This is a genomic window from Ureibacillus sp. FSL K6-8385, from assembly GCF_038593155.1.
GTDB lineage: Bacteria > Bacillota > Bacilli > Bacillales_A > Planococcaceae > Ureibacillus > Ureibacillus terrenus.
On sequence record NZ_CP151968.1, the window covers coordinates 1618121 to 1639992 of the forward strand.

20 protein-coding genes are annotated in these 21872 nt (G+C 43.8%); 2 read left to right on the forward strand and 18 right to left on the reverse strand.

Features of this window, described 5'->3' with window-relative positions:
• Nucleotides 1-9: 9 nt before the first annotated feature.
• The 6 genes from dtd to NST62_RS07870 form a co-directional block, all read right to left on the reverse strand.
• Nucleotides 10-450, reverse strand: coding sequence for a D-aminoacyl-tRNA deacylase (gene dtd / locus NST62_RS07845; protein WP_141602862.1), 441 nt, complete (start codon nt 448-450; stop codon nt 10-12).
• Between the two features lie 19 nt (nt 451-469).
• A complete protein-coding gene (locus NST62_RS07850) occupies nt 470-2665 on the reverse strand; it encodes a bifunctional (p)ppGpp synthetase/guanosine-3',5'-bis(diphosphate) 3'-pyrophosphohydrolase (RefSeq protein ID WP_141602863.1) in 2196 nt (731 codons plus the stop codon).
• A gap of 354 nt (nt 2666-3019) precedes the next feature.
• Nucleotides 3020-3532, reverse strand: coding sequence for an adenine phosphoribosyltransferase (locus NST62_RS07855; RefSeq protein WP_141602864.1), 513 nt, complete (start codon nt 3530-3532; stop codon nt 3020-3022).
• A gap of 13 nt (nt 3533-3545) precedes the next feature.
• Complete coding sequence (gene recJ, locus NST62_RS07860; protein ID WP_342462798.1) at nt 3546-5867, reverse strand: single-stranded-DNA-specific exonuclease RecJ; 2322 nt, start codon at nt 5865-5867, stop codon at nt 3546-3548.
• 214 nt (nt 5868-6081) lie between these two features.
• Complete coding sequence (gene secDF / locus NST62_RS07865) at nt 6082-8349, reverse strand: protein translocase subunit SecDF (RefSeq protein WP_141602866.1); 2268 nt, start codon at nt 8347-8349, stop codon at nt 6082-6084.
• A gap of 243 nt (nt 8350-8592) precedes the next feature.
• Entirely contained in the window at nt 8593-8919 is a 327-nt protein-coding gene (locus NST62_RS07870; RefSeq protein ID WP_141602867.1) for a post-transcriptional regulator, read from the reverse strand.
• 94 nt (nt 8920-9013) lie between these two features.
• Between NST62_RS07870 and NST62_RS07875 the strand changes: the two genes are divergently transcribed.
• Nucleotides 9014-10531 (forward strand): oligosaccharide flippase family protein, encoded by a 1518-nt coding sequence (locus tag NST62_RS07875; RefSeq protein ID WP_141602868.1) that lies wholly within the window; start codon nt 9014-9016, stop codon nt 10529-10531.
• Here the strand turns inward: NST62_RS07875 and NST62_RS07880 are convergent.
• From NST62_RS07880 to safA, 8 genes are all read right to left on the reverse strand, one after another.
• Entirely contained in the window at nt 10502-11149 is a 648-nt protein-coding gene (locus NST62_RS07880) for a DUF421 domain-containing protein (protein ID WP_141602869.1), read from the reverse strand. The genes NST62_RS07875 and NST62_RS07880 overlap by 30 nt on opposite strands.
• Nucleotides 11150-11262: 113 nt before the next feature.
• Nucleotides 11263-11523: a preprotein translocase subunit YajC gene (gene yajC / locus NST62_RS07885; protein WP_141602870.1), complete on the reverse strand. Its 261-nt coding sequence runs from the start codon at nt 11521-11523 to the stop codon at nt 11263-11265.
• A gap of 114 nt (nt 11524-11637) precedes the next feature.
• The gene (gene tgt, locus NST62_RS07890) at nt 11638-12783 is read right to left on the reverse strand and encodes a tRNA guanosine(34) transglycosylase Tgt (RefSeq protein WP_141602871.1); all 1146 of its coding nucleotides are present in this window, start codon (nt 12781-12783) and stop codon (nt 11638-11640) included.
• A 45-nt stretch (nt 12784-12828) separates the two neighbouring features.
• The gene (gene queA, locus NST62_RS07895) at nt 12829-13872 is read right to left on the reverse strand and encodes a tRNA preQ1(34) S-adenosylmethionine ribosyltransferase-isomerase QueA (protein WP_141602872.1); all 1044 of its coding nucleotides are present in this window, start codon (nt 13870-13872) and stop codon (nt 12829-12831) included.
• A 16-nt stretch (nt 13873-13888) separates the two neighbouring features.
• Nucleotides 13889-14893, reverse strand: a complete 1005-nt coding sequence (gene ruvB, locus NST62_RS07900; protein ID WP_141602873.1) for a Holliday junction branch migration DNA helicase RuvB — start codon at nt 14891-14893, stop codon at nt 13889-13891.
• A 15-nt stretch (nt 14894-14908) separates the two neighbouring features.
• Nucleotides 14909-15529, reverse strand: a complete 621-nt coding sequence (gene ruvA / locus NST62_RS07905) for a Holliday junction branch migration protein RuvA (RefSeq protein WP_141602874.1) — start codon at nt 15527-15529, stop codon at nt 14909-14911.
• 120 nt (nt 15530-15649) lie between these two features.
• On the reverse strand, nt 15650-16510 hold the full coding sequence (locus tag NST62_RS07910) for an aminoglycoside phosphotransferase family protein (protein ID WP_141602875.1): 861 nt from the start codon (nt 16508-16510) through the stop codon (nt 15650-15652).
• Nucleotides 16511-17728, reverse strand: a complete 1218-nt coding sequence (gene safA, locus NST62_RS07915) for a SafA/ExsA family spore coat assembly protein (protein WP_328216443.1) — start codon at nt 17726-17728, stop codon at nt 16511-16513. It abuts the gene before it with no gap.
• A gap of 140 nt (nt 17729-17868) precedes the next feature.
• Between safA and NST62_RS07920 the strand changes: the two genes are divergently transcribed.
• Nucleotides 17869-18396, forward strand: a complete 528-nt coding sequence (locus NST62_RS07920; RefSeq protein ID WP_141602877.1) for a transcription repressor NadR — start codon at nt 17869-17871, stop codon at nt 18394-18396.
• A 139-nt stretch (nt 18397-18535) separates the two neighbouring features.
• Here the strand turns inward: NST62_RS07920 and pheA are convergent, their stop codons facing one another.
• The 4 genes from pheA to NST62_RS07940 are packed head-to-tail and all read right to left on the reverse strand — an operon-like array spanning nt 18536 to nt 21744.
• A complete protein-coding gene (gene pheA, locus NST62_RS07925; RefSeq protein WP_141602878.1) occupies nt 18536-19408 on the reverse strand; it encodes a prephenate dehydratase in 873 nt (290 codons plus the stop codon).
• Nucleotides 19409-19468: 60 nt separating this feature from the next.
• Nucleotides 19469-19924, reverse strand: a complete 456-nt coding sequence (locus NST62_RS07930) for an ACT domain-containing protein (protein WP_141602879.1) — start codon at nt 19922-19924, stop codon at nt 19469-19471.
• A 13-nt stretch (nt 19925-19937) separates the two neighbouring features.
• Nucleotides 19938-21224, reverse strand: coding sequence for a GTPase ObgE (obgE, locus tag NST62_RS07935; RefSeq protein WP_141602880.1), 1287 nt, complete (start codon nt 21222-21224; stop codon nt 19938-19940).
• Nucleotides 21225-21228: 4 nt separating this feature from the next.
• Complete coding sequence (locus tag NST62_RS07940; RefSeq protein WP_342462799.1) at nt 21229-21744, reverse strand: Spo0B domain-containing protein; 516 nt, start codon at nt 21742-21744, stop codon at nt 21229-21231.
• Nucleotides 21745-21872 lie beyond the last annotated feature (128 nt).

Here is a 21872-nt window from a genome sequence, read left to right on the forward strand (position 1 = left end):
CCTTCTTTTTTATTTCGACTCCAAAATGATTGTCACCGGGCCATCATTGACAAGGGATACTTCCATCATGGCTCCGAAAATGCCCGTTTCCACCTTCAGCCCTTGCTCCCTTAACGCCTCATTGAAAGCATTCCACAAAGGTTCAGCCTGTTCCGGCCGGGCAGCTTCCACAAAGCTTGGTCTTCTGCCTTTTCTGGCATCAGCGTATAACGTAAATTGGGAAACGGATAAAATGTCCCCTCCATGCTCTTTAATGGAGCGGTTCATTTTTCCCTGTTCATCTTCCCAAAGTCGGATCTCGGCGATTTTTCTTGCGAGATAGTTTACATCTTCCATCGTATCGGTATGGGTAATGCCCACAAGCAGTACATAGCCTTTTTCAATTTGTCCTGTCACTTTTCCGTCCACAGTTACTTTTGCTTCTTTGCTCCGTTGCAAAACCACTCTCATTGACAAACACACCTCAAAACTAATTGATCACTCGCTGCACGGAATAAATATCCGGCATTTGTTTGATTTTCTCCACCACCCGATGCAACACAGAAATATTGGAAATGGCAAGGGTCAAATGAAGCGTTGCGATTTTGTCATGGGCGGCTCGTCCGGATACGGCCAGGATATTGACTTTTGTATCTGTCACCGCATGCATCACATCATTTAATATTCCTGGACGGTCAAACGCGGAGATTTCAATATCCACCGGATATTCTTTTTTCGTGGATGTTTCGCTATGTTCCCATTCCACTTCAATCAGCCGGTCCTGGCTGCCTGTTTGAACGTTTGGACAGTCTTTGCGGTGCACAGAGACGCCTCTTCCTTTCGTAATGAATCCGACAATCTCGTCTCCAGGAACAGGTGTACAGCATCGGGACAAACGGACCAACAAATTGTCAATGCCTTTGACAACAACTCCAACGTCCCCGCTGCTTTTCTTTTGTTTCGGTTTGGTCATTTCTTTTTGGATTTTCTCAAGGGCTTCTTCCTGTTCCCGTTCACGGCGTTTCTTTTCCGCAAGGCGATTGACGACCTGTTGAGGAGTGATTCCTCCGACGCCCACCGCCGCATACAAATCTTCTTCATTTGCAAAATTCAACTTATTCAATACCCGCTGGATGTTTTCTTCCGAAAGCACTTCTTTCACTTCAAATTCCTGTGCCCGAATCTCTTTTTCAATCAATTCTTTTCCTTTTAAAACGTTTTCTTCACGCAAGTGCTTTTTGAAGAATTGTTTAATTTTGTTCCGCGCCTGAGAACTTTGGGCAATTTTTAACCAATCCCGGCTTGGCCCGAAAGATTGTTTGGATGTCAAGATTTCCACAATGTCTCCAGTTTTTAAAGGCGTATCGAGAGGAACCATTTTTCCGTTCACTTTTGCACCGATGGTACGGTTTCCGATCTCCGTATGAATGCGGTAAGCAAAATCGATCGGGACGCTGCCCGCCGGCAATTCAATGACATCCCCTTTCGGAGTGAACACATACACCATGTCGGAAAACAAATCCAGTTTCAACGCTTCCATAAATTCTTCCGCATTGGAAGATTCGTTTTGGAATTCCAGAATTTCCCTGAACCATGTTAGCTTCTGATCAATGCTTTCCTTGTTTGGATTAACCGTTTTCCCTTCTTTATAGGCCCAGTGGGCGGCAATCCCGTATTCCGCAATCTTGTGCATTTCTTTCGTACGAATCTGTACTTCCAATGGATCGCCATAAGGACCGATTACGGTTGTATGCAGGGATTGATATAAGTTTTGTTTCGGCATTGCGATATAGTCTTTGAAACGGCCGGGCATCGGCTTCCAAAGAGTATGCACAATTCCGAGCACCGCATAGCAATCTTTAATGCTATTAACAATAATCCGGACAGCCAATAAGTCATAAATTTCATTAAATTCTTTATTTTGCAAAACCATTTTCCGATAGATACTATAGATGTGCTTTGGACGGCCATAGATTTCCGCTTCAATGTTCACCGCTTTTAGCTGGGAACGTATTTCATCCATCACGTTCTCCAAGTACGCTTCCCGTTCCGTGCGTTTTCGTTTCATTAAGCTTACAATACGGTAATATTGCTGAGGATTTAAGTAACGGAGAGCCGTATCTTCCAGTTCCCATTTCACCTTCGAAATTCCGAGGCGATGGGCAAGAGGGGCGAAAATTTCCAACGTTTCTTTCGCGATTCGCCGTTGCTTTTCTGCGGAAAGGTGCTTTAACGTACGCATGTTATGAAGGCGGTCGGCTAATTTAATCAAAATGACACGGATATCCTGCGCCATGGCAACAAACATTTTCCGGTGGTTTTCGGCTTGCTGCTCTTCCTTGGACAGATATTTGATTTTTCCAAGCTTTGTTACCCCATCTACAAGCATGGCCACTTCTTCGCCAAATTCAGCCACCAGGTCTTCGCGGGTCACTGAAGTGTCCTCCACTACGTCATGGAGAAAGCCCGCAGCGACAGTAGGCGGATCCAATTGAAGATCCGCCAATATTCCGGCTACTTGTATAGGGTGAATGATATATGGTTCTCCCGATTTGCGGGTTTGTTCTTTATGGGCTTCTTTTGCAAATTCATAAGCTTTTTTTACAAATTCAACATGTTCTTCATTCATATAAGTTCGAACTTTTTCGAATACATCCTCGGGCGTCAAAATTTGCTCCTTCGCCATGATTTGTCCACCTTCAAAAATTTTCTGTTTAATAGTATAAAGTTTATTTTATAAAAAGTATATACGAAATGTAAAGTTAAGTCTTTTAATATTCCTTTCAATCAACATTTTAGAATACTGTTTGAATTTGTCAAAATTTTTCTACTGCATATATTTTTTATAATAGAAAGAGGGTGTCTAAAAGTTTTTGACTTTCTGGACACCCTCCCATTTATAGTCAATTTCTCACTAAATCTTTGCTCCTGCCCGAAAATCATTTCCACTATCCCGGCCGCAACTGACCTGCGGCGAAAGCGATAGCGTCAGCCGTTAAGGAACCGCCTCAGCCGAATCTTGGACGGCCCCTTGAAATAATTAATATTGTATCAAAGTTTTGACAGGATAATTTCTAATTTTCTCGCGGCCTTTTAATTCCGTCAATTCAATAATGAACGCACAACCGACCACTTCGCCTCCAAGCTTCTCCACAAGTTTGATTGTGGCGTCCACCGTTCCTCCTGTCGCAAGCAGATCATCAATGATCAGCGCTTTCTGGCCTGGCGAAATGGCATCCTTATGCATGGTGAGCGTATTTGTTCCATATTCTAAATCATATTCGACACTGACAACTTCCCTAGGCAATTTCCCAGGCTTGCGGACCGGTGCAAAGCCGATTCCTAATGCGTACGCCACAGGACATCCGACGATGAAGCCCCGCGCCTCCGGTCCAACGATAATCTCCGCCCCTACATCTTTGGCGAATTCGACTATCTGATCCACCGCATACTTAAATGCTGACCCATTATCCATCAATGGCGTAATATCTTTGAAACTAATTCCTTCTTTTGGAAAATCTTCTACAATCGCAATATATTGTTTTAAATCCATTCGATGTTCCTCCTCAGGAATATGAAAACTCCTTTATTCGTTCATTAAACCATTGTTTAAGTTCGGAATAAGTGGAATATAAAAATTGTTGTTCCAATTCGATTTGCTGTTTTCGCAGTTGATAGGACGCAGCTTCTGTAAGAGAACGTTTTTCCGCAAATTGGTTGACCTTGATCAGCCCATTCTCTATTGTAACAAAACCGAGTTCAAAAAACACTTTTGTCATAAATTTTATAGCCTCTGCATTTAATCCCAAATGTTTTGATAAATGGCGGAGATGTTCGTTTAAATTAATGAAAGGGCGGCTCTTGATCAGCGTGTAATAATGGACAAAGTGTTTTCGCGTCGGCATGCCGTTGAAGAACAGGGAATTTGGGGTATAAAAAACCGCATAAATCCGTTTTGGTCTGGCGGTTTCGATGAGCTTTTCCATCTCTTGAACACGTTTCGGCAAATCCAATAGCACCAGAAAAGGCGACAAGGAACCGTACATTTCATCTTCAATTAATTGGATGGATGGCAAAAACTCGCCGAAATATTGCAGCGTTTCTTTGCGGAAAGCAACAAAAGATGATTCCATCGGGATGTTGTTCAACAAATTCGGAACGTTCGCTTTTCCGCGATAATCGAATAATTGCCATTCAGAAGTTTGGACATCCAAAATGAAAAACTGCGGCTTTTTTCGTCCTTGCCACTCGTTGATCTGCAAATCTCCTGCAATGGATATTTTCACGCCATAGGTGATTTCATTGTATAAAAATCCCTTATTAAAGCCGACTGCATCAAGGATTCCATATTCATTTTCAAGCTCCATTTTGATATGGTCTTCATTTGCTCCTATTTTTCTCATCGAACGGACGGATACTTGTTGAATGGCGAAAAGGGGTTTTTCAAATCCGATGCCGAAAGGTTTCAACGACTGGACTTCTTCAATGGCCTCCACGGATACCTCCCCTAAATCGACGGGCACATCAATATACAATTTCGGCGTCAGCAATTCTTCCGTCAAACATTGGGAAGCTTGCCGGTGAAGACGTTCCCGCAATTCATCGATATGCTCCCGGGACAATGTCATGCCCGCAGCCATTGGGTGGCCGCCAAAATGCGGAAGGATATCCCGATTTTTTGCCAATTCATTGTACAAATGGAAGCCTTCAATACTTCTTCCCGATCCCTTCGCAAGCCCCGTTTCCGGATCGATGGAAAACACAATGGCAGGTTTATAGTATTTCTCCACCAAACGGGAAGCGACAATCCCGATGACGCCCGCATGCCATCCTTCTTTGGCAACGACAAGCACCAAGGAATTTCCGATGCGAGGGTCATTTTCAATCATTCCGATTGCCTCTTCCGTAATGGAAGCGACATATTCTTTCCTTTCATTATTTTTTTGATTTAACAATTTTGCGCCTTGAAGGGCAAATTCCAAATCCCCGCTCATTAAAAATTCCACGCCGGGTTTGGCATCACCTAAACGGCCGATTGCGTTTAACCGGGGGCCAAAATAAAAACCGATGATTTCTTCATCAATTTCCTGCTGTTTTACCCCCGAAGCCTCGCACAAAGCCTTGACCCAGGGGCTATTGGATTTGCGGATCTGTTCAATTCCTTTTTTTGCGATGTATCGGTTCTCCCCGGTCAAAGGCACAAGATCTGCGATGGTGCCGATTGCTGCATATTCATATAAATGGTCAGGCTCTTCACCGTACAAAGCATGGGCAAGTTTGAAAGCCACCCCTACTCCTGCCAATTCTCCGAAAGGATAGTGCCCTTCCGGGATTCTTGGATGGACGATGACGTCCGCAGGTGGAAGTTCATCTCCCGGTTCGTGATGGTCCGTGACAATCACATCCATGCCAAGTTCTTTTGCCAGGCGAATCGGTTCAATCCCGCTAATTCCATTATCGACCGTAATAATCAATTGGATTCCATTTTCATGAGCTTTTCTGAACAATTCTTCATGAGGACCATACCCATGGGTAAAGCGGTTTGGGATTTCATACTCGACATCCGCCCCCAAATCGAGCAGCACATTCAGCATAATCGTCGTGCTGGTAATTCCATCCGCATCATAATCGCCGTAGATTAATATTTTTTCTCCCCGATCCAGCGCCAGTTCGATCCGTTCCACGGCTTCCTTCATTCCCGCCAACAGAAAAGGATTATGTAAATGTCGGTCATCCATATAGAAAATATTTTTGGCTTCTTCGATTGTTTTTACTCTGGAAGCCAAGATTTTTGCAGTTAAACTCGTAATGTTCAATTCTTTTCGCAATTGTCCGACAAAACTCTCGTCCGGTTTTTGTATCTTCCATTTTTTCGACGATTGAATCATGTTCTCACTTCCTCACGAAGTCCATTATACAGAAATTTCGCAGGCATTGGAGAGAAAAGTTTCTAATTCCTTCAAAGGTCATGAAAGAAAACAAGATTCATAAAATTTTTTGATTCCCGGGAAGAAAAAAACGTCTGAAAAGTCATATCGGAAAAGATGGAGGGTGTCCGGAAAGCCAAACACTTTCCGGACACCCTCCGAAGACAATTGTTCATTATACAACCGGCTCGTCTGAACCCCATTGTTTTTTCTCTTTTTTCTTCACGGTTGTACCTTTCTTTTTCATTTCCCTCGTTTTAAGCGTGTACCAGAGCTGGGCCGCGATACAAATGGACGAATACATGCCGGTTATGAGCCCGATCAGCAAGGCAATCGAGAAATTCCGGATGGCCGGCGCCCCGAAAATCAAGAGGGCCACGACTACGATAATCACCGTCAACACCGTATTGACGGATCGCGTCATCGTTTGACGGAGCGATTTGTTGATAATGTCCGCAAGTTCTTCTTTCGTCTTAATTTCACCTTTGCGGTCGATATTTTCGCGGATGCGGTCAAAAGTGACAATCGTATCGTTAATGGAGTAACCGACAATCGTCAAAATTGCCGCAATAAATGTTATATCCACTTCCAAACGCAATACGCTGAAGAGTGACACCATAAAGAATACATCATGCAACAAGGATACGATCGCGCCGACACCCATTCTCCATTCGAAGCGGATGGCAACATAAATAATGATGCCCAGTGCCGCAATCAACAATGCCTTTATCGCATTTTTCACCAATTCCCTTCCAACCGTTGGAGAAACGGTGCTGACATTCGGTTCATGACCGTAGTCTTTCGCGACTGCCGCTTTCAACTTCAATGTTTCTTCCTGTGTGAAATCCTTTTTGTACGTTGCGACGGCTGTATCCCTATTTTCGCCGCTGATCACCAGTTTATCCGGAGCAAAACCGATTTTCTCCAAATAATCGGCCATTTCGTCTTGCGCTGCCGGTTCATTCGTTAAAATTTCCACGCGGGTACCGCTTGAAAAATCGATGCCCAAGTTCAATTTGAAAATGCCAATCAGGACAAGGCCGATGAGCAAGACCGCCATGGAGAACGCATAAAATTTCTTGCGGTTATGAACAAAATCAAAACGGTCAAAATTTGTAGACAAATCCAATGTATCTACGCCTTCTGAAGGGTCATGGATTTTTGATTTCCGAACCCCGTAGAAGAATGGGCTGTTGAATTTGCCGCTGTTGACAAGCAGTCCGAGCAGCACGCGGGACAACCATACAGATGTGACGAAACTTAATACAATGGAAATCATTAATGTTGTCGCAAAACCTTTAACGGAACTTGTACCAAAGTAGAACAGCACCGCCGCAGCCAACAATGTCGTCAACTGGGCATCAATGATTGCGCTTAATGACACTTTGGAACCGATTTTAAAGGCTTCCTGAGGGGATAAGCCAATCCGCAATTCTTCCCGGATCCGCTCCGCCGTCAAAATGTTCGCATCCACGGCCATGCCGATACCGAGCACAAATGCCGCAATACCAGGAAGAGTCAATACGGCTCCCAGCAAATTCTGAACGAGCAGCACCAAATAAGCAAAGACGGTCAATGTTATGATGGATACAAAGCCCGGCAACCGGTAGTAAAGAAGCATGAAAACAAAAATCAATGCTACACCGACAACGCTGGCAAATACGGTGCTTTTTAACGCCTTTTCACCGAATTGGGCGCCGACGGAAGTCGCATAGATTTCCGTCAATTTTACAGGAAGGGCGCCTGCATTCAAAATGCTCGCCAAATTTTTCGTTTCTTCCACCGTGAAATTGCCGGAAATCATGACGTCCGTTGTATTTAACGTTTCATTGACGGCAGCTGCCGAAATGTATTTGGGATTTGGCTTTGTCACTTCTTCTTTGAAAGAGTCTTTCCCTTCCTCAAAATCCATCCAAATGACAAGCAAATTTTCGCCACGAGGCATTTTGGAAATTTTCGAAGTGATTTCGGCAAATTTTTTCGCATCTTTGAGTGTAAGCGTTACGATTGGACGGTTTTGGTTATCAAAGGAAGCGGCAGCACCGCCCTCCTTTAGGTCCGATCCGTCCAGCAACAAATTATCGTTTACATCACGGAATGTTAAATTTGCCGTGCTGGATAACATCTCCCGGGCAGATGACTGGTCGTCAATCCCCGCCAGCTGCACGCGAATACGGTTTTCCCCTTCCACTTGAATGCTCGGCTCGCTTACACCAAGGGCATCTATACGCTTCGATAAAGCGGTAGTGGTATTCGCGAGAACATCCTGTGTAATTTTTTGGCCCTCTTTCAATGGTTCGACTTCATATAAAACTTCGAATCCGCCTTGCAAATCAAGTCCAAGTTTTACATTCTTCAATACGCCTTCCACAGTGAACGCCATCGCTCCAAATAAAACGGCTACGGCCAATACGAAGGCAATGATACGGCTCGTTGATTTCATTTAAAATCCTCCTCAATGCAATGTACAAACGCTTGTACATACATACACCCCTGAAAGCATATCTTTACAATAATCTCTTGAATGCAGGGCGCCACAAATTTTGTCGTGATATTTCCATCCGCTGAAGAATACACTTGAAGTGAAATGCGCACCGTTCGAAACTATTGCAAAAATATCCTTTTCTGTTCCTATGTAACAAACTAATTATGGAACACGAAAATCGGCCTGTCAAACTTTCATATATTACTTTTCTGTGTCAGAATTGTTATCTCTTTTCGGATTCAACAATTCTTTCAACTCTTCCTGATTCAACTCGGAAAACCAATCAACCGTTTGAAATTGCTGTATTTGAAGATGATTCACAACCTCCGAAGGTTTCAATGAAAAAATGGTCGACACGATTTCGTGGATGCGGAGTTCATCAATATTTTTCTTTCGCCATTTCTTGTGAAGACAGTAATTCCAAAGATCTTCGGCTGCAATACCCTCGTATCCGTTTATTTTCAATTCTTCTAATTTGCTGTTTAGGACGGGCAAAACTTTTTGAAATAAGCGCTCTTGTTCGGCCATGGGAACATCACTCCACCGTTCTGACTAAACTGTTTTTTGGAAAGCATACAAATATTGTAACGAAAAAGAGAAAAAATGAGAAGGGACTGTAGGAATGGCATCATTTGTTAGAGGGACAATTTTTCTCACCGTTGTCATTTTTTTATCAAAACTTTTCGGCTTTATATATAGAATGCAGTTTATGAGAGTGGCAGGGGAAGAAGCCGTAGGAGTCTATATGACCGCCTACCCTGCATATATCTTTTTCGTTTCGGTCTTGCAGCTCGGCATACCTATTGCGGTGGCAAAAGTCATCGCGGAACTCTTCGCGAAACGCCAATTGGGACAACTTCAGTCCGTCATGAAAACTGCCGCTAGATGGTCCATTTTGTCCATTATTCTATTCACGCCCATTTTGGCGATGTTTATTCCATATCTCGCAGGAACGCTTTTACATAATGAAGGAACAAAAATCACATTGTATATTGCATTAGGCGCCGTACCAATCATCGTATTTTCCGGATTGATCAGGGGATATTTGCAAGGGATTGCCATCATATCGGCAACTGCATGGTCGCAAATGATTGAACAATTGGTGCGGATTGTATTAATATCCTTGGCGCTGCCATTTTTCGTCGTGCCGGACAACCCTGAATTGACGGCCGCTTACGCAATGGCAATCACAGCCATAGGCGAAATGGTTTCATTCATCTATTTATATATCCACTATGTAGCGAAAAAGAAAAAACTAAAAAAATCTTCTTCCCCTAAACCCTATCCGGCAATGCCTTTATTGCGGATTGCGGTTCCGAGTGCAGGAAGCAAATTGTTCGGAACGTTTACCTGGTTTTTGGAACCGATCGTCTTTTTGAAAGCATTGACAATCGCAGGACTTACCGCCGCAGGTGCGACAACCCTATATGGAATTATTTCCGGCGTCCATGTTCCTTTGTTGCTGTTTCCTTCTTTTATCCCGAACGCATTGGCCATTGTGCTGATTCCTGCAGTCAGTGATGCCGTAGCCAGGGGCAATCGGCGATTATTAAACGACCGGATTGGTGTAAGTTTGCGTTTATCATCCATCATCGGCGCATATGCTGCAGCTTATTTTTTCCTCCATGGCGATGAGCTCGCCATGCGGCTCTTTCACTTGGAGGAAAACCGAGGATTTATGAAAATTCTGGCCCCAATCTTCTATTTTTACTATATTCAAAGCCCTCTACATTCCATCCTTCAAGCGATCGACGAAGCAAGACCCGCAATGATGAATTCCATTTACGGAGGAATCGGCAAACTGTTCGTAATGTTTGTATTGGCTTCCCAACCATTTATTCAAGAATACGGGGCAATCATTGCCATCGGCTTCGGTGTTTTGGTGACATCCTTTCTGCATATGGCAACGTTGAGGGGGCACAAGATGATCAGTTCCGGTTTCCGGTTCTTTGCCATTCCTTATGTTGATTTTATCATCACTTGTTTTATCCAAAGCTATCTGTTCAGCAAAATTTCTTTCGGTTTCTGGGCGAACAGCGCGTTAACCCTTATCGTATTGACGGTTCTATTATTGGCCACAAACCAGTTTAAATGGAATGATTTCAGATATTTACGTTCCGTTTTTGTTCGCCGTTTTTAGCTGTATATGCAGATCATAATTTTCATAGCAACAATAAAAAATGTCTTCCGGTTTGTACCCTTTCTTTTTTAAATTTTCCAATAGCCATTCCCGATCTTTTTCAATAAACTTCAGATGCCGGTCTACAATATATCCGTCTACTATCAGCGGAAAAATGAGCGGATCATCGTCCTTTAAAAAGATTGATAGTTTTCCGGACGGTTCGAGGAAGGCGTATTTGATTTGCTGTACCGATGGAATCCGTTCTTCCCTCATTTGCTGGAACAGGTCATCCAAATTGTAGCGCTGCTTTCGCATTTCTTCTTGATTAATGACGCCGTCTTCCACAATGATGGATGGATCTCCGTCAATCAAATCGCGGATCTTTTTGCTTTTTAGTGCAAGAAGGGAATTCAAATATTGGATGCCAAGCAAAATGATGATGGGAAAGACATTTTCAAAAAGCGGCTTCTCTATATCATCCAAGGCAAATGCAACGCATTCCGCAATCAATACAAATACAACCAGGTCCATGATGCTCAGTTCGCCGACTTCCCGTTTTCCCATAAGGCGAAAAACGACCAGCACGAGCAAATAAAGAAAAACGGTTCTGAAAAGGATTCCCAAATAAATTTCCAAACCATCACATCCTTTCCTTTCTATTGTTTGCCAAACCTTTTGCTACTATACAAAAAAAAGGTTTACCTGCTCCCGGAAGCAGATAAACCTTTTTAATAATGTTCTCTTGCCAATTATTCATTGATTACTCGTCCAATGGCCTGACGTTCAAATTTGAGACGTGTTTTTCCATCCACTATCAGATAAACCACTGTGTCTTCCAGCGCATCCACTTCGCCATGAAGCCCGCCAATTGTAACCACTTTATCTCCACGCTTTAGATTTTTTTGCATTTCAAGCGTCGCTTTCTGACGTTTTTGTGCAGGGCGAACTAAAATTAACCACATCGCGACAAACATAATAATAATTGGCAATAGATTATATAATGTTTCCACCTGTTTACTCCCCTTTCTAATTCTCACTTCATAAGTATAGTATAAAATCATGCTAAAAATCGATTTATTTTTCTACTTTCTTCGAAAAAAACCCTTTTTTTTTCTTTTTGTCCGCTAGAAATTCTTTGCGTTAGGTTTGTTGAAGCCGTATTGCTCAAAAAATTCGTTTCGGAAATCAAGCAGCCGGTCTTCCCGGATGGCTTGTCTCACTTTTTCCATCAATCTTAATAAGAAGTACAGATTATGATAAGTCGTCAATCGCAATCCAAAAATTTCTCCTGATCGAATCAAATGGCGGACGTAAGCCCGTGAATAGTTTTTGCATGCATAACAGTCGCAGTTCGGATCAAGCGGGCCAAAATCCCGCGCATATTGGGCATTTTTGATGACGAGACGGCCTTGTGAAGTCATGAGGGTGCCATTGCGGGCAATTCTCGTCGGCAATACACAGTCGAACATATCGATGCCCCGAATCGCCCCTTCGATCAACGCATCCGGTGAACCTACTCCCATCAAATAGCGGGGTTTATTTACAGGCAACAGTGGAGTGGTAAATTCAAGCACCCGGTACATGACTTCTTTCGGTTCCCCGACCGATAGCCCTCCTACGGCATACCCGGGCAGATCCAAATCCACAAGGGCTTCAGCGGAACGTTTTCTCAAATCTTCAAATTCACCGCCTTGGACAATGCCGAATAGCCCCTGCTCTTCCGGACGCTGATGCGCTTCTTTGCACCGTTTCGCCCAACGGGTAGTTCTGTCCACACTTTCCAGCATATATTCATACGTCGCCGGATATGGCGGACATTCATCAAATGCCATGATGATATCTGCCCCTAAATCGTTTTGGATTTGAATGGATTTTTCCGGGCTCAAAAAGAGCTTGTCTCCATTTAAATGGTTGCGGAAATAAACCCCTTCTTCTTTAATTTTGCGAAGGTCGCTCAAGGAAAAGACCTGGAATCCGCCCGAATCGGTCAGAATTGGCCGGTCCCAGTTCATGAATTTGTGCAGGCCGCCCGCTTCCTTCACAATATCATTTCCCGGTCTGAGCCAGAGATGATATGTGTTCGACAAAATGATGCCTGCCCCTATTTCCTTTAATTCCTCAGGCGACATGGTTTTCACGGTCGCCTGAGTACCAACTGGCATGAAAGCAGGCGTTTCAAAGGAACCGTGCGGTGTATGCACAATTCCCAGCCTCGCTCCTGATTGTTTGCAAGTTTTAATCAGTTCATAACGAATTGCAGGTTGTGTCATCCATGATTCCTCTCTTTTCAATAGTGAAAAAGTGTCTTCATTCATCTAATTCGACTTTTTTGGACGGATATACATCGCATCCCCAAAACTGAAGAAACGATAACGTTCCTTAATGGCTTCCGAATAAGCGTGGAAAATCGTTTCTTTTCCGGCCAATGCACAAACGAGCATGACGAGTGTCGATTTTGGCAAATGGAAATTTGTAATCAGCCCGTCGATGCATTTAAATTCATAACCCGGATAAATAAAAATATCTGTCCATCCTTGTTCCCCTTTTATTTTTCCGTCATATTTCGAGGCGACGGTTTCAAGGGTTCTGGTCGTTGTGGTTCCGACAGCGACCACTTTTCCGCCGCGAGCTTTCACCCGATTGATCGTTTCGGCCGCGCTATCGCTGATGCTATAAAACTCCGAGTGCATCTTGTGTTCTTCGATCGTATCACTCGTTACAGGCCGGAAAGTGCCCAGCCCCACATGAAGGGTAATAAAGACAATTTCCACCCCTTTATTCCGGATCTTTTCCAGAAGCTCTTCCGTAAAATGGAGGCCTGCTGTCGGAGCGGCCGCGGAACCGATTTCTTTTGCGTAGACCGTCTGATATCGTTCCTTGTCTTCCAATTTTTCGTGAATATACGGCGGCAACGGCATTTCCCCCAATTTGTCCAACACTTCATAAAAAATGCCATCGTAATGGAATTCGAATACGCGTCCGCCGTGTTCAAGGGTATTTGTGCATGTAGCGGTCATCAATCCATCTCCAAAGCTGACGGTCGTTCCGACTTTAACCCTTTTCGCCGGTCTGACCAATGTTTCCCACCGGTTTTCGCCAATTTGCTTTAACAACAGCACTTCAATATGGGCGCCGGTTTCTTCTTTCACTCCGAACAGCCTTGCCGGCATCACCCGGGTATCGTTCAGGACAAGGCAGTCACCCGGATTGAGCTCCTCCACGATATGCGGAAATTGATGATGTTCAATTTCCTTTGTAAATGGATTAACGACCAGAAGCCTGCTTGCCGCCCGGTCTTTCAATGGTGTTTGGGCAATCAGTTCTTCGGGCAAATCAAAATCAAATTCATCAATTTTCATACGCTACTTCTTCCTTTTACTTTATTTCATCGTTATAAGTATAACCAAGGTGTTCATAAGCTAACTTTGTCGCGACACGTCCCCGGGGCGTCCTTTGAATAAAGCCGATTTGCATTAAATACGGTTCGTATACATCCTCGATGGTAATGCGCTCTTCGCCGATGGATGCGGCCAAAGTATCCAAGCCTACAGGGCCGCCATTAAATTGAAGAATCATGCATTCCAATAATTGATGATCGATCTGATCCAAACCGAACCGGTCCACTTGAAGCAATTCCAAAGCCTGTTTAGCAATGGCTACGGTAATCGTTCCATCCCCTATCACTTGCGCATAGTCCCTTACCCGCTTCAACAGGCGGTTGGCGATTCGGGGTGTTCCACGGGAACGTTTCGCGATTTCCTGTGCGGCTTCGTCATCAATCTCCACTTCAAACAGTTTACTACTTCTTTTCACAATTTCAATCAATGAAGCTTCGTCATAAAAATCCAATCTCAACAATACACCAAAACGATCCCGCAACGGGGCTGACAAAGATCCCGCCCTTGTGGTTGCACCGACCAGTGTAAAAGGCGGCAAATCAAGCCGGATTGAGCGTGCTTCCGGACCTTTTCCGACGACAATATCAAGGCAAAAATCTTCCATAGCCGGATAAAGCACCTCTTCGATTGTGCGGGACAGGCGATGGATTTCATCGATAAACAGTACGTCGCCCGGCTCAAGGGCGTTGAGAATGGCCGCCAAGTCTCCCGGGCGCTCGATCGCAGGTCCGCTTGTAAGCCGGATATTGACGCCCAATTCATTGGCAATCACATTGGCAAGGGTTGTCTTCCCGAGCCCGGGGGGACCGTAAAGCAGCACATGATCCAATGATTCCTGCCGCAATTTGGCCGCTTCAATAAAAATCTTTAAATTTTCTTTTACTCTATGTTGTCCTATATACTGGGAAAGTCTTTGGGGTCTGAGCGAAAGTTCGAACTGCCGATCCAATTCATTTGCTTCGCCAGATACGATTCGATCCACTTGCCGCCCTCCTTGTTATTTCGTGTTTAACAAAAGTTTTAAGGCATATTTCATATAGCTTTCGGTTGTTTCCAGATCGTCCCTCTCTTTTAATGCGGGCAAAATCTTCGCCAATTCTTTTTCGGAATAGCCGAGCGCCCGCAAAGCCTGCATCGCATCCTCCATTTCCTGCCGATGGGCATTTCCGCCGAATAGAGGCAATTCATCCTGGGCACTTGGCAGTTCCACATGTTCAAGAAGGGAGCCGAGCCTTCCTTTCAAATCAAGAATCATTTGCCGCGCCGTTTTCTTTCCGACACCGGGGAATTTCACTAAAAATGATTCATCTTCCATTTCAATGGCCGTTATGACTTGTGAAGGATTCCCGCTGGCAAGAATGGACAAAGCGCTTTTTGGCCCGATTCCGGAAACCTGGATCAGTTTCCGGAATAATTCCCTCTGTTCCAATGTTTTAAATCCGAATAATTGCTGGGCATCTTCACGGATATACATATGTATAAAGACTTTTCGGATCTCCTCGTCCACACGGAAGGCATATGGATTGGGCGTAAAGACTCGATAGCCAATCCCGTTTTGTTCCAGCACAATATACTCAGGGGTAATTCTCGTCACCTTTCCAATGATATAATCATACATTTTTATTCCTCGCATTTCGCAGTGTTTTTTTTCCAACACTTACAGAAACAAAAGAAAGACCGTCATATTGTGACGGTCACCTATTTACTATTCCATTTTATATTATCATAATCTCGTATTTTATCCTACTTCAAACATTTCTTGAATTTTTTCCGTTGCCGACATCAAGTCAGGCCAATGCCTTAATGCCTTTTCCGTAAACGGCATTATATATTCTAAGAAAACATCTTTTTCATGATCCCCCAGATGCAGCACATATTGCCATTCTCTTAACAATTCATTTGGATACTGAAGGTAGTGTAATTTCGCCAGGCAAATTTCCCGCAAATATTTTTGTTCCAGCAAGAGCCTTTCGAGATCATAATCCATATTTGGAAGCGCCCGATGCATCCATAAAATCATTTCTTCCGCCGGATCGCCGACAACCGCCAAATCAAAATCGATCAGTTTCATTCCATCTTTTGTAATCAAGAAATTATGATGGACGACATCCCCGTGAAGAAGCGTCAATGTTTTCGGTCCAGTTCCCGGTTTTTGTTGGATCTTTTCCAAAGCTTTGTTGGCATATAGCACAATATCGTAATAGTGATGCCGCAAATATTTTACCAGTTCTTTTTCCTGCATCAGAAACCGTTCAAGCCTTGCCTGCCATTTTTGGATCAATTTCTGCTTCGGGATTTCGGAATAGAGATGCCAGTCGACATGTTGATTCGTTTCATGAAGCGCTTTTAATATTTTCACCGCTTTTTTCCGGTGTTTCACTTTGGAAAAATCAGCGCTGTAACTGTTCTTTTGCCAACTTTGCACAAGCAGGTACGGTTCTTTGGACCTTTTTAGCGGAATGATATACGGAAACCGGATTTTCTCCAATTTTTCATGAATCAGCGCTACTTTTTCGAATACATGTATTTGATCATATTTTTTTATGAAAAGTGTTTCATTCCCGCTGTGTTGTTTCCATATATTATTTTTTATTTGCATTTAGTATGCCCACGGTTTAAAGTATGGTGCGCAAGGATTCATCCATGGCTGATGTTGCTGGCTATATGGTGCCATCCCTTGTTCCATTGGAGGATAAACCGGTTGAGGGGCAAATGGATGCATTGGTGCATAATGTCCTTGTTCCATAGGGATATAACCTTCTTGCGGCATTCCATAGTATCCGTATGAAGGCATTGTTGCTTGTTCAAAATCTTTGAATCCTTGTTGTTCTTCCTGCGCTTTGCTTATATCTTTCACTTTCTGTTCCCCATCCTCTTTTGAAGTGGATTCAAACAGCCAATCCGTGCTGTGGTCTTGAACTTCTTCGACTTCCGCTTCTACAAGAGGTGCATCGCCGTTTTCTTCGTACCCTTCCATATCTCTGAACTCTGGTGCCGGCTGAACCGGATATGGCATGTCATATCCATACGGCATCATTCCTCCATGCATTTCCGGATACCCAGGACATGCAGGCAGCCCATGAGGACTTGTAAAATAAGGTTGGACTTGATGGTGCATAGGACCTTGGCCTCTGCAGCCGCAGTGTCCCGTTTTTTGAGGTCCATGGTGGCAAGGAGATACCGGATGCGGCATGCATGGAATATAGATCGGCTGCGGTACCGGAACATATTCTATATGGGTTTGAGGAACAGGGATATATTCTTTTTCTACCACCACTTCTTTCTCTTCTTTCTTTTCTTCTTTTGCAGGCTGCTGAATTTGCTGAGGAATTTCGATAAAAATCGGCTGCGGCATCACAGGTTGCGGAAGCGGCATAAACTGCGGATGCGGAATAGGGCGTTGAATGCTGAATTGCGGCGAAAAATCAAAATGGAATTCCTTTTTTTCATGCGGATGCATTTGTTGTATCGGAGCCGGTTGCGGCACTGGCGGAATCGGAGGAATTTCAGGCACTTTCATTTCCCCCGCCGGCGGCTTCATTTGCGGCTTTTCAACCGGCTTCGCTTTTGGCGGGACTTCCGCTTTCTTTTCTTTCGCAGCGCTATCTTTTATTTTGGATTTATCCGCCTTTTCTTTCTGGTCATAAGACGGTTTCCGGCCCGGCACATCGTCAGGCAAAATGATTTCCATGCCCGGCACGATGTAATCCGGGTTGGCCAAATGGGCATTCAGCCTTTTCAACTCTTCAAAATCGATTCCATATTGTTTGGCAATTTTCCAAAGCGTATCCCCTTTTTGTACAATGTGAGTTCGCAACAGACATCCTCCTTTTCTCGTTTTATAATATGTTGTTACAACAAAAAGGTCACAAAAATATACCCTTTCCTTTGCCTCGTGTTAAACTATGTTTTAAGGGCTTATCCGTATACACAACATTTGCTAGAAGGTGTGATTCGATGAAAAAAATGCTCGGAGAAGAACGCAGAAATGAACTATTGAAATTACTGAAGAATTCAAAAGAGCCAATTACGGGAACTCAATTAGCAAAATATGCAAATGTCAGCCGCCAAGTGATTGTCAACGATATGAATTTGTTGAAAGCCCGCAATATTCCGATTATTTCAACGAGCCAGGGCTATTTTTATATGAATCAAGAGGATGCTTTCCAGGTTGAAAAGAAAATTGTCTGTGTACATACGGCAGAAGAAGCTGAAGATGAAATGATGACGATTGTCGATTGCGGGGTGACCATAAAAAATGTCATTGTGGAACACCCGGTTTACGGGGAAATTACTGCATCCATGATGCTGTCTTCCCGCATCGACGTGGAAAAGTTTCTAAAAAAAGTGAAAGAAACAAACGCCACTTACTTATCGGTTTTAACGAACGGCACCCATCTGCACGTGATTTCCGCTCCAACGATGGAGCAGATCGAAGAAGCCGAAAGAAGACTCCGGAAAAAGGGATATTTGGTGGAGGAATAAAAATAAAAAAGAACTGCACCTCCAGGGATTGGAGGTGCAGTTCAAACATTCCGGCCGCTCTTTTCAACGGTTCATTGACTGCAAACGGCGGCTCCATCGGCCGGGATTTTTGCAAAATCAGCCGGCCCTTCAAGTTCCATCACTCCGATGCATTATATGTATAATACGTACCGAGTGATTTTACCGTGCAACCAAGGGCATTCAATTCCTCAAATGCCCACTTCATCATCGGTTCATTTTCGTCTGCCAATACATCGATGATGAAGAAATAATTGCCCAGCCCCGTCTTTAATGGGCGGGATTCGATTTTACTTAGATTCAATCTTCTCCATGCAAAAACCGAAAGCACCCGATGCAGGGCCCCCGCGTCATCGTGGGGCAATGTGAGCATAAGCATCGTTTTCGGCTGTCCATCCGAATTTTCAATCGGCAAGCGGGTATTATATTTCGATAACACCACAAAGCGGGTATGGTTAAAATGAAAATCATGGATATTTTTTTCTACGATGACAAGCCCATACTTTTCCGCGGATGTGGCATTGCCAATGGCCGCGATACATTTGTCCGGATTCTCCGCAACCATTTTCGCCGCTTGAGCCGTGGATGATGTTTGGTGCAATGGCACATGGCTGAAACGATAAAACAGATACTTATGGCATTGGGCTAAAGCATGGGGATGGGAATAAATCCCTTCAATTTTTTCCCAGTTGTCTTTTTGCGCTTTATTGACCATTAAATGCTGTTGGATTTTTAATTTGATTTCACCGACAATATATAAATCCGCTTCATGGAATAAATAATCGATTGTAAGCGGCACGGAACCTTCGATTGCGTTTTCCAAAGGCACCACCGCAAAATCCACCACTTCATTCGTTACAGCGTCAATGCATTCAGGAATGGTTCTATATGCAATGTTCCATTCATTAGGGAAAAGCTCTCTTGTCGCTAAATAGGAAAAAGAAGCCTCCGGACCCAAATAGGCGACCCGGTACTTCCATTCATTGTTTGTCACCATTAAGCCTCCTATCAACCATCTAATGGCTATTGCCATCTCAACTGCAAATCAATTGTATCATAATGCTCCCGAACTGATTACTTCGGCAGATTCCACGAATTCCAAATCATTCAATTTTTTGATTAATTCATGCAAATCCATGGCCATGCTCGTTACATCCAAGGAAAGGGTTACATTGGCCCGGCCCTGGATCGGTATCGTTTGGTGGATTGTCAATATATTGCAATGGGCTTCTGTAATGACTTCCAACACTTTGGCCAACGTTCCCTTTTGATCTTGCAACTGAATGATCATCGTTAAAATTCTTTCTTTTACGATGGAGTGAAAGGGGAAGACCGCGTCCCGGTATTTGTAAAATGCGCTTCTGGAAAGGTCTACCTGTTTCACCGCATCCCAAATCGAGTTGACTTTCCCTGATTCCAATAGCCGCTTTGCTTCCAATGTTTTTTGCATGGCATCGGTAAGCACATCTTCCCGCACTAGATAATATCGTTGTTCTGCGACATTTTTCATCTCCATCCCCCCATCATTCAATAAATTCAAACTCATAATCCAGAATTCGAACGGTATCCCCGTCTTTGGCACCCCGTTCCCTCAAAGCATCATCAACCCCCAAATGGCGAAGTTGTCTTGCAAAACGACGGACGGATTCATCCCGGCTGAAGTCTGTCATTTTAAATAGACGTTCAATTTTTTGCCCTTTTAATACAAATGCTCCATCATCATCACGGACAATTTCGAAATCGGCACCTTTTTTCTCATGTTTATATACAACGGTCGCGTCGCTTTCATCGGCAAGATCATACAATTCGAAAGTAGGAGCGACTTCCAGCAAGTCCGCGATTTCATGCAGCAAGGGCTGCAGCCCCTTCTTTGTCAAAGCGGAAATCGGAAATATTTTTACTTGATCGCCCACTTTTTTCCGGAATTCCTTTAAATTTTCTTCTGCACCGGGCATGTCCATTTTATTCGCAGCGACGATTTGAGGCCGTTCCGTAAGGCGCAAATCATATTGCTCCAGCTCATTATTGATTTTCACAAAATCTTCATAAGGATCACGCCCTTCCATTCCGGACATATCCACAACGTGCACAATGACCCTCGTTCTTTCGATATGGCGCAAAAACTGCATGCCCAATCCGACACCCTGATGGGCTCCTTCAATCAACCCTGGCAAATCCGCCATGACAAAGCTGCGTCCGTCACCCGTTTCGACTACCCCAAGATTCGGAACAATGGTTGTAAAGTGATATGCGCCGATTTTCGGTTTTGCGGCAGAAACAACAGAGAGCAATGTGGATTTCCCGACGCTTGGATAACCCACAAGCCCTACATCGGCCAATAATTTCAATTCCAATATTACATTTAATTCTTCACCCGGCTCCCCTTTTTCCGCAATTTCAGGTGCGGGATTTGCCGGTGTGGCAAAACGCATATTGCCCCGTCCGCCGCGGCCGCCTTTTGCAACAATGGAGCGCTGCCCATGCTCCACCAAGTCCGCAATGACTCTTCCGGTTTCTTCGTTGATGACAACGGTTCCCGGCGGGACTTTCACAACTAAATCTTCCGCATTTTTTCCGTGCATTCCTTTGCTTTTGCCGTTTTCTCCGCGGGGCGCCTTAAAATGGCGCTGATAGCGGAAATCCATTAGCGTGCGCAAACCTTCATCCACTTCAAAGATGACATTGCCTCCATGTCCGCCGTCCCCCCCTGCAGGACCGCCATAAGGCACATATTTCTCGCGGCGAAAGGCAACCATCCCGTCTCCGCCGTCTCCGCCTTTTACGTATATTTTCACGTGATCGACAAACATAATTTCACTCCTTAAAGTTTAAAACATATTTCCAATCATTGCAGGTTTCTTTCTCCGTTGAAATTTCCAAATCCGATGGTTTGTCGCGCAAAGGCTCAACATCCCATTTCCCGTGCAAATCAAAGGTAATTTTTACCCACCGTTCAGTCGCTTCAACCTCTATCAGCAATCGATGTTCGCTGTATGGGTCGAGATAAGGGGAAACATGTTGAATGGTTTTTTCCAAGTATTCAACCGTTTCCGCATCCTTTTTCACACTCGGCGTCATTGCCACATGACTTTTTAATAAAAATTCAATGGAAGGAAAACGATAATGGAAAGTTTGTATCCATTCGACCGTTTTCGGCCAATTCAATTTATTCAGATTGGAATAAGATTTATATTGATGGCAATAATTTTCGATGATTTTTTTTGCATCATCAATCCGGTTTAGATCCAAATTCATTTTGATTAATTGCAATTGGTTGATGAAATCATGATTCGCAGCCCTTAAGATTTCACTAACAGAAAGTTTCGTCAATTCCCCCACTCCCATAATGCTAAGCGATACCTTATTTAAGTATAACAATTTTTTTCTCTTATTTCTTCTATCTGATAAGGGTTTTTTATACATAAAAAAGGACTGCAATCTTGCAGTCCTTTGGAATT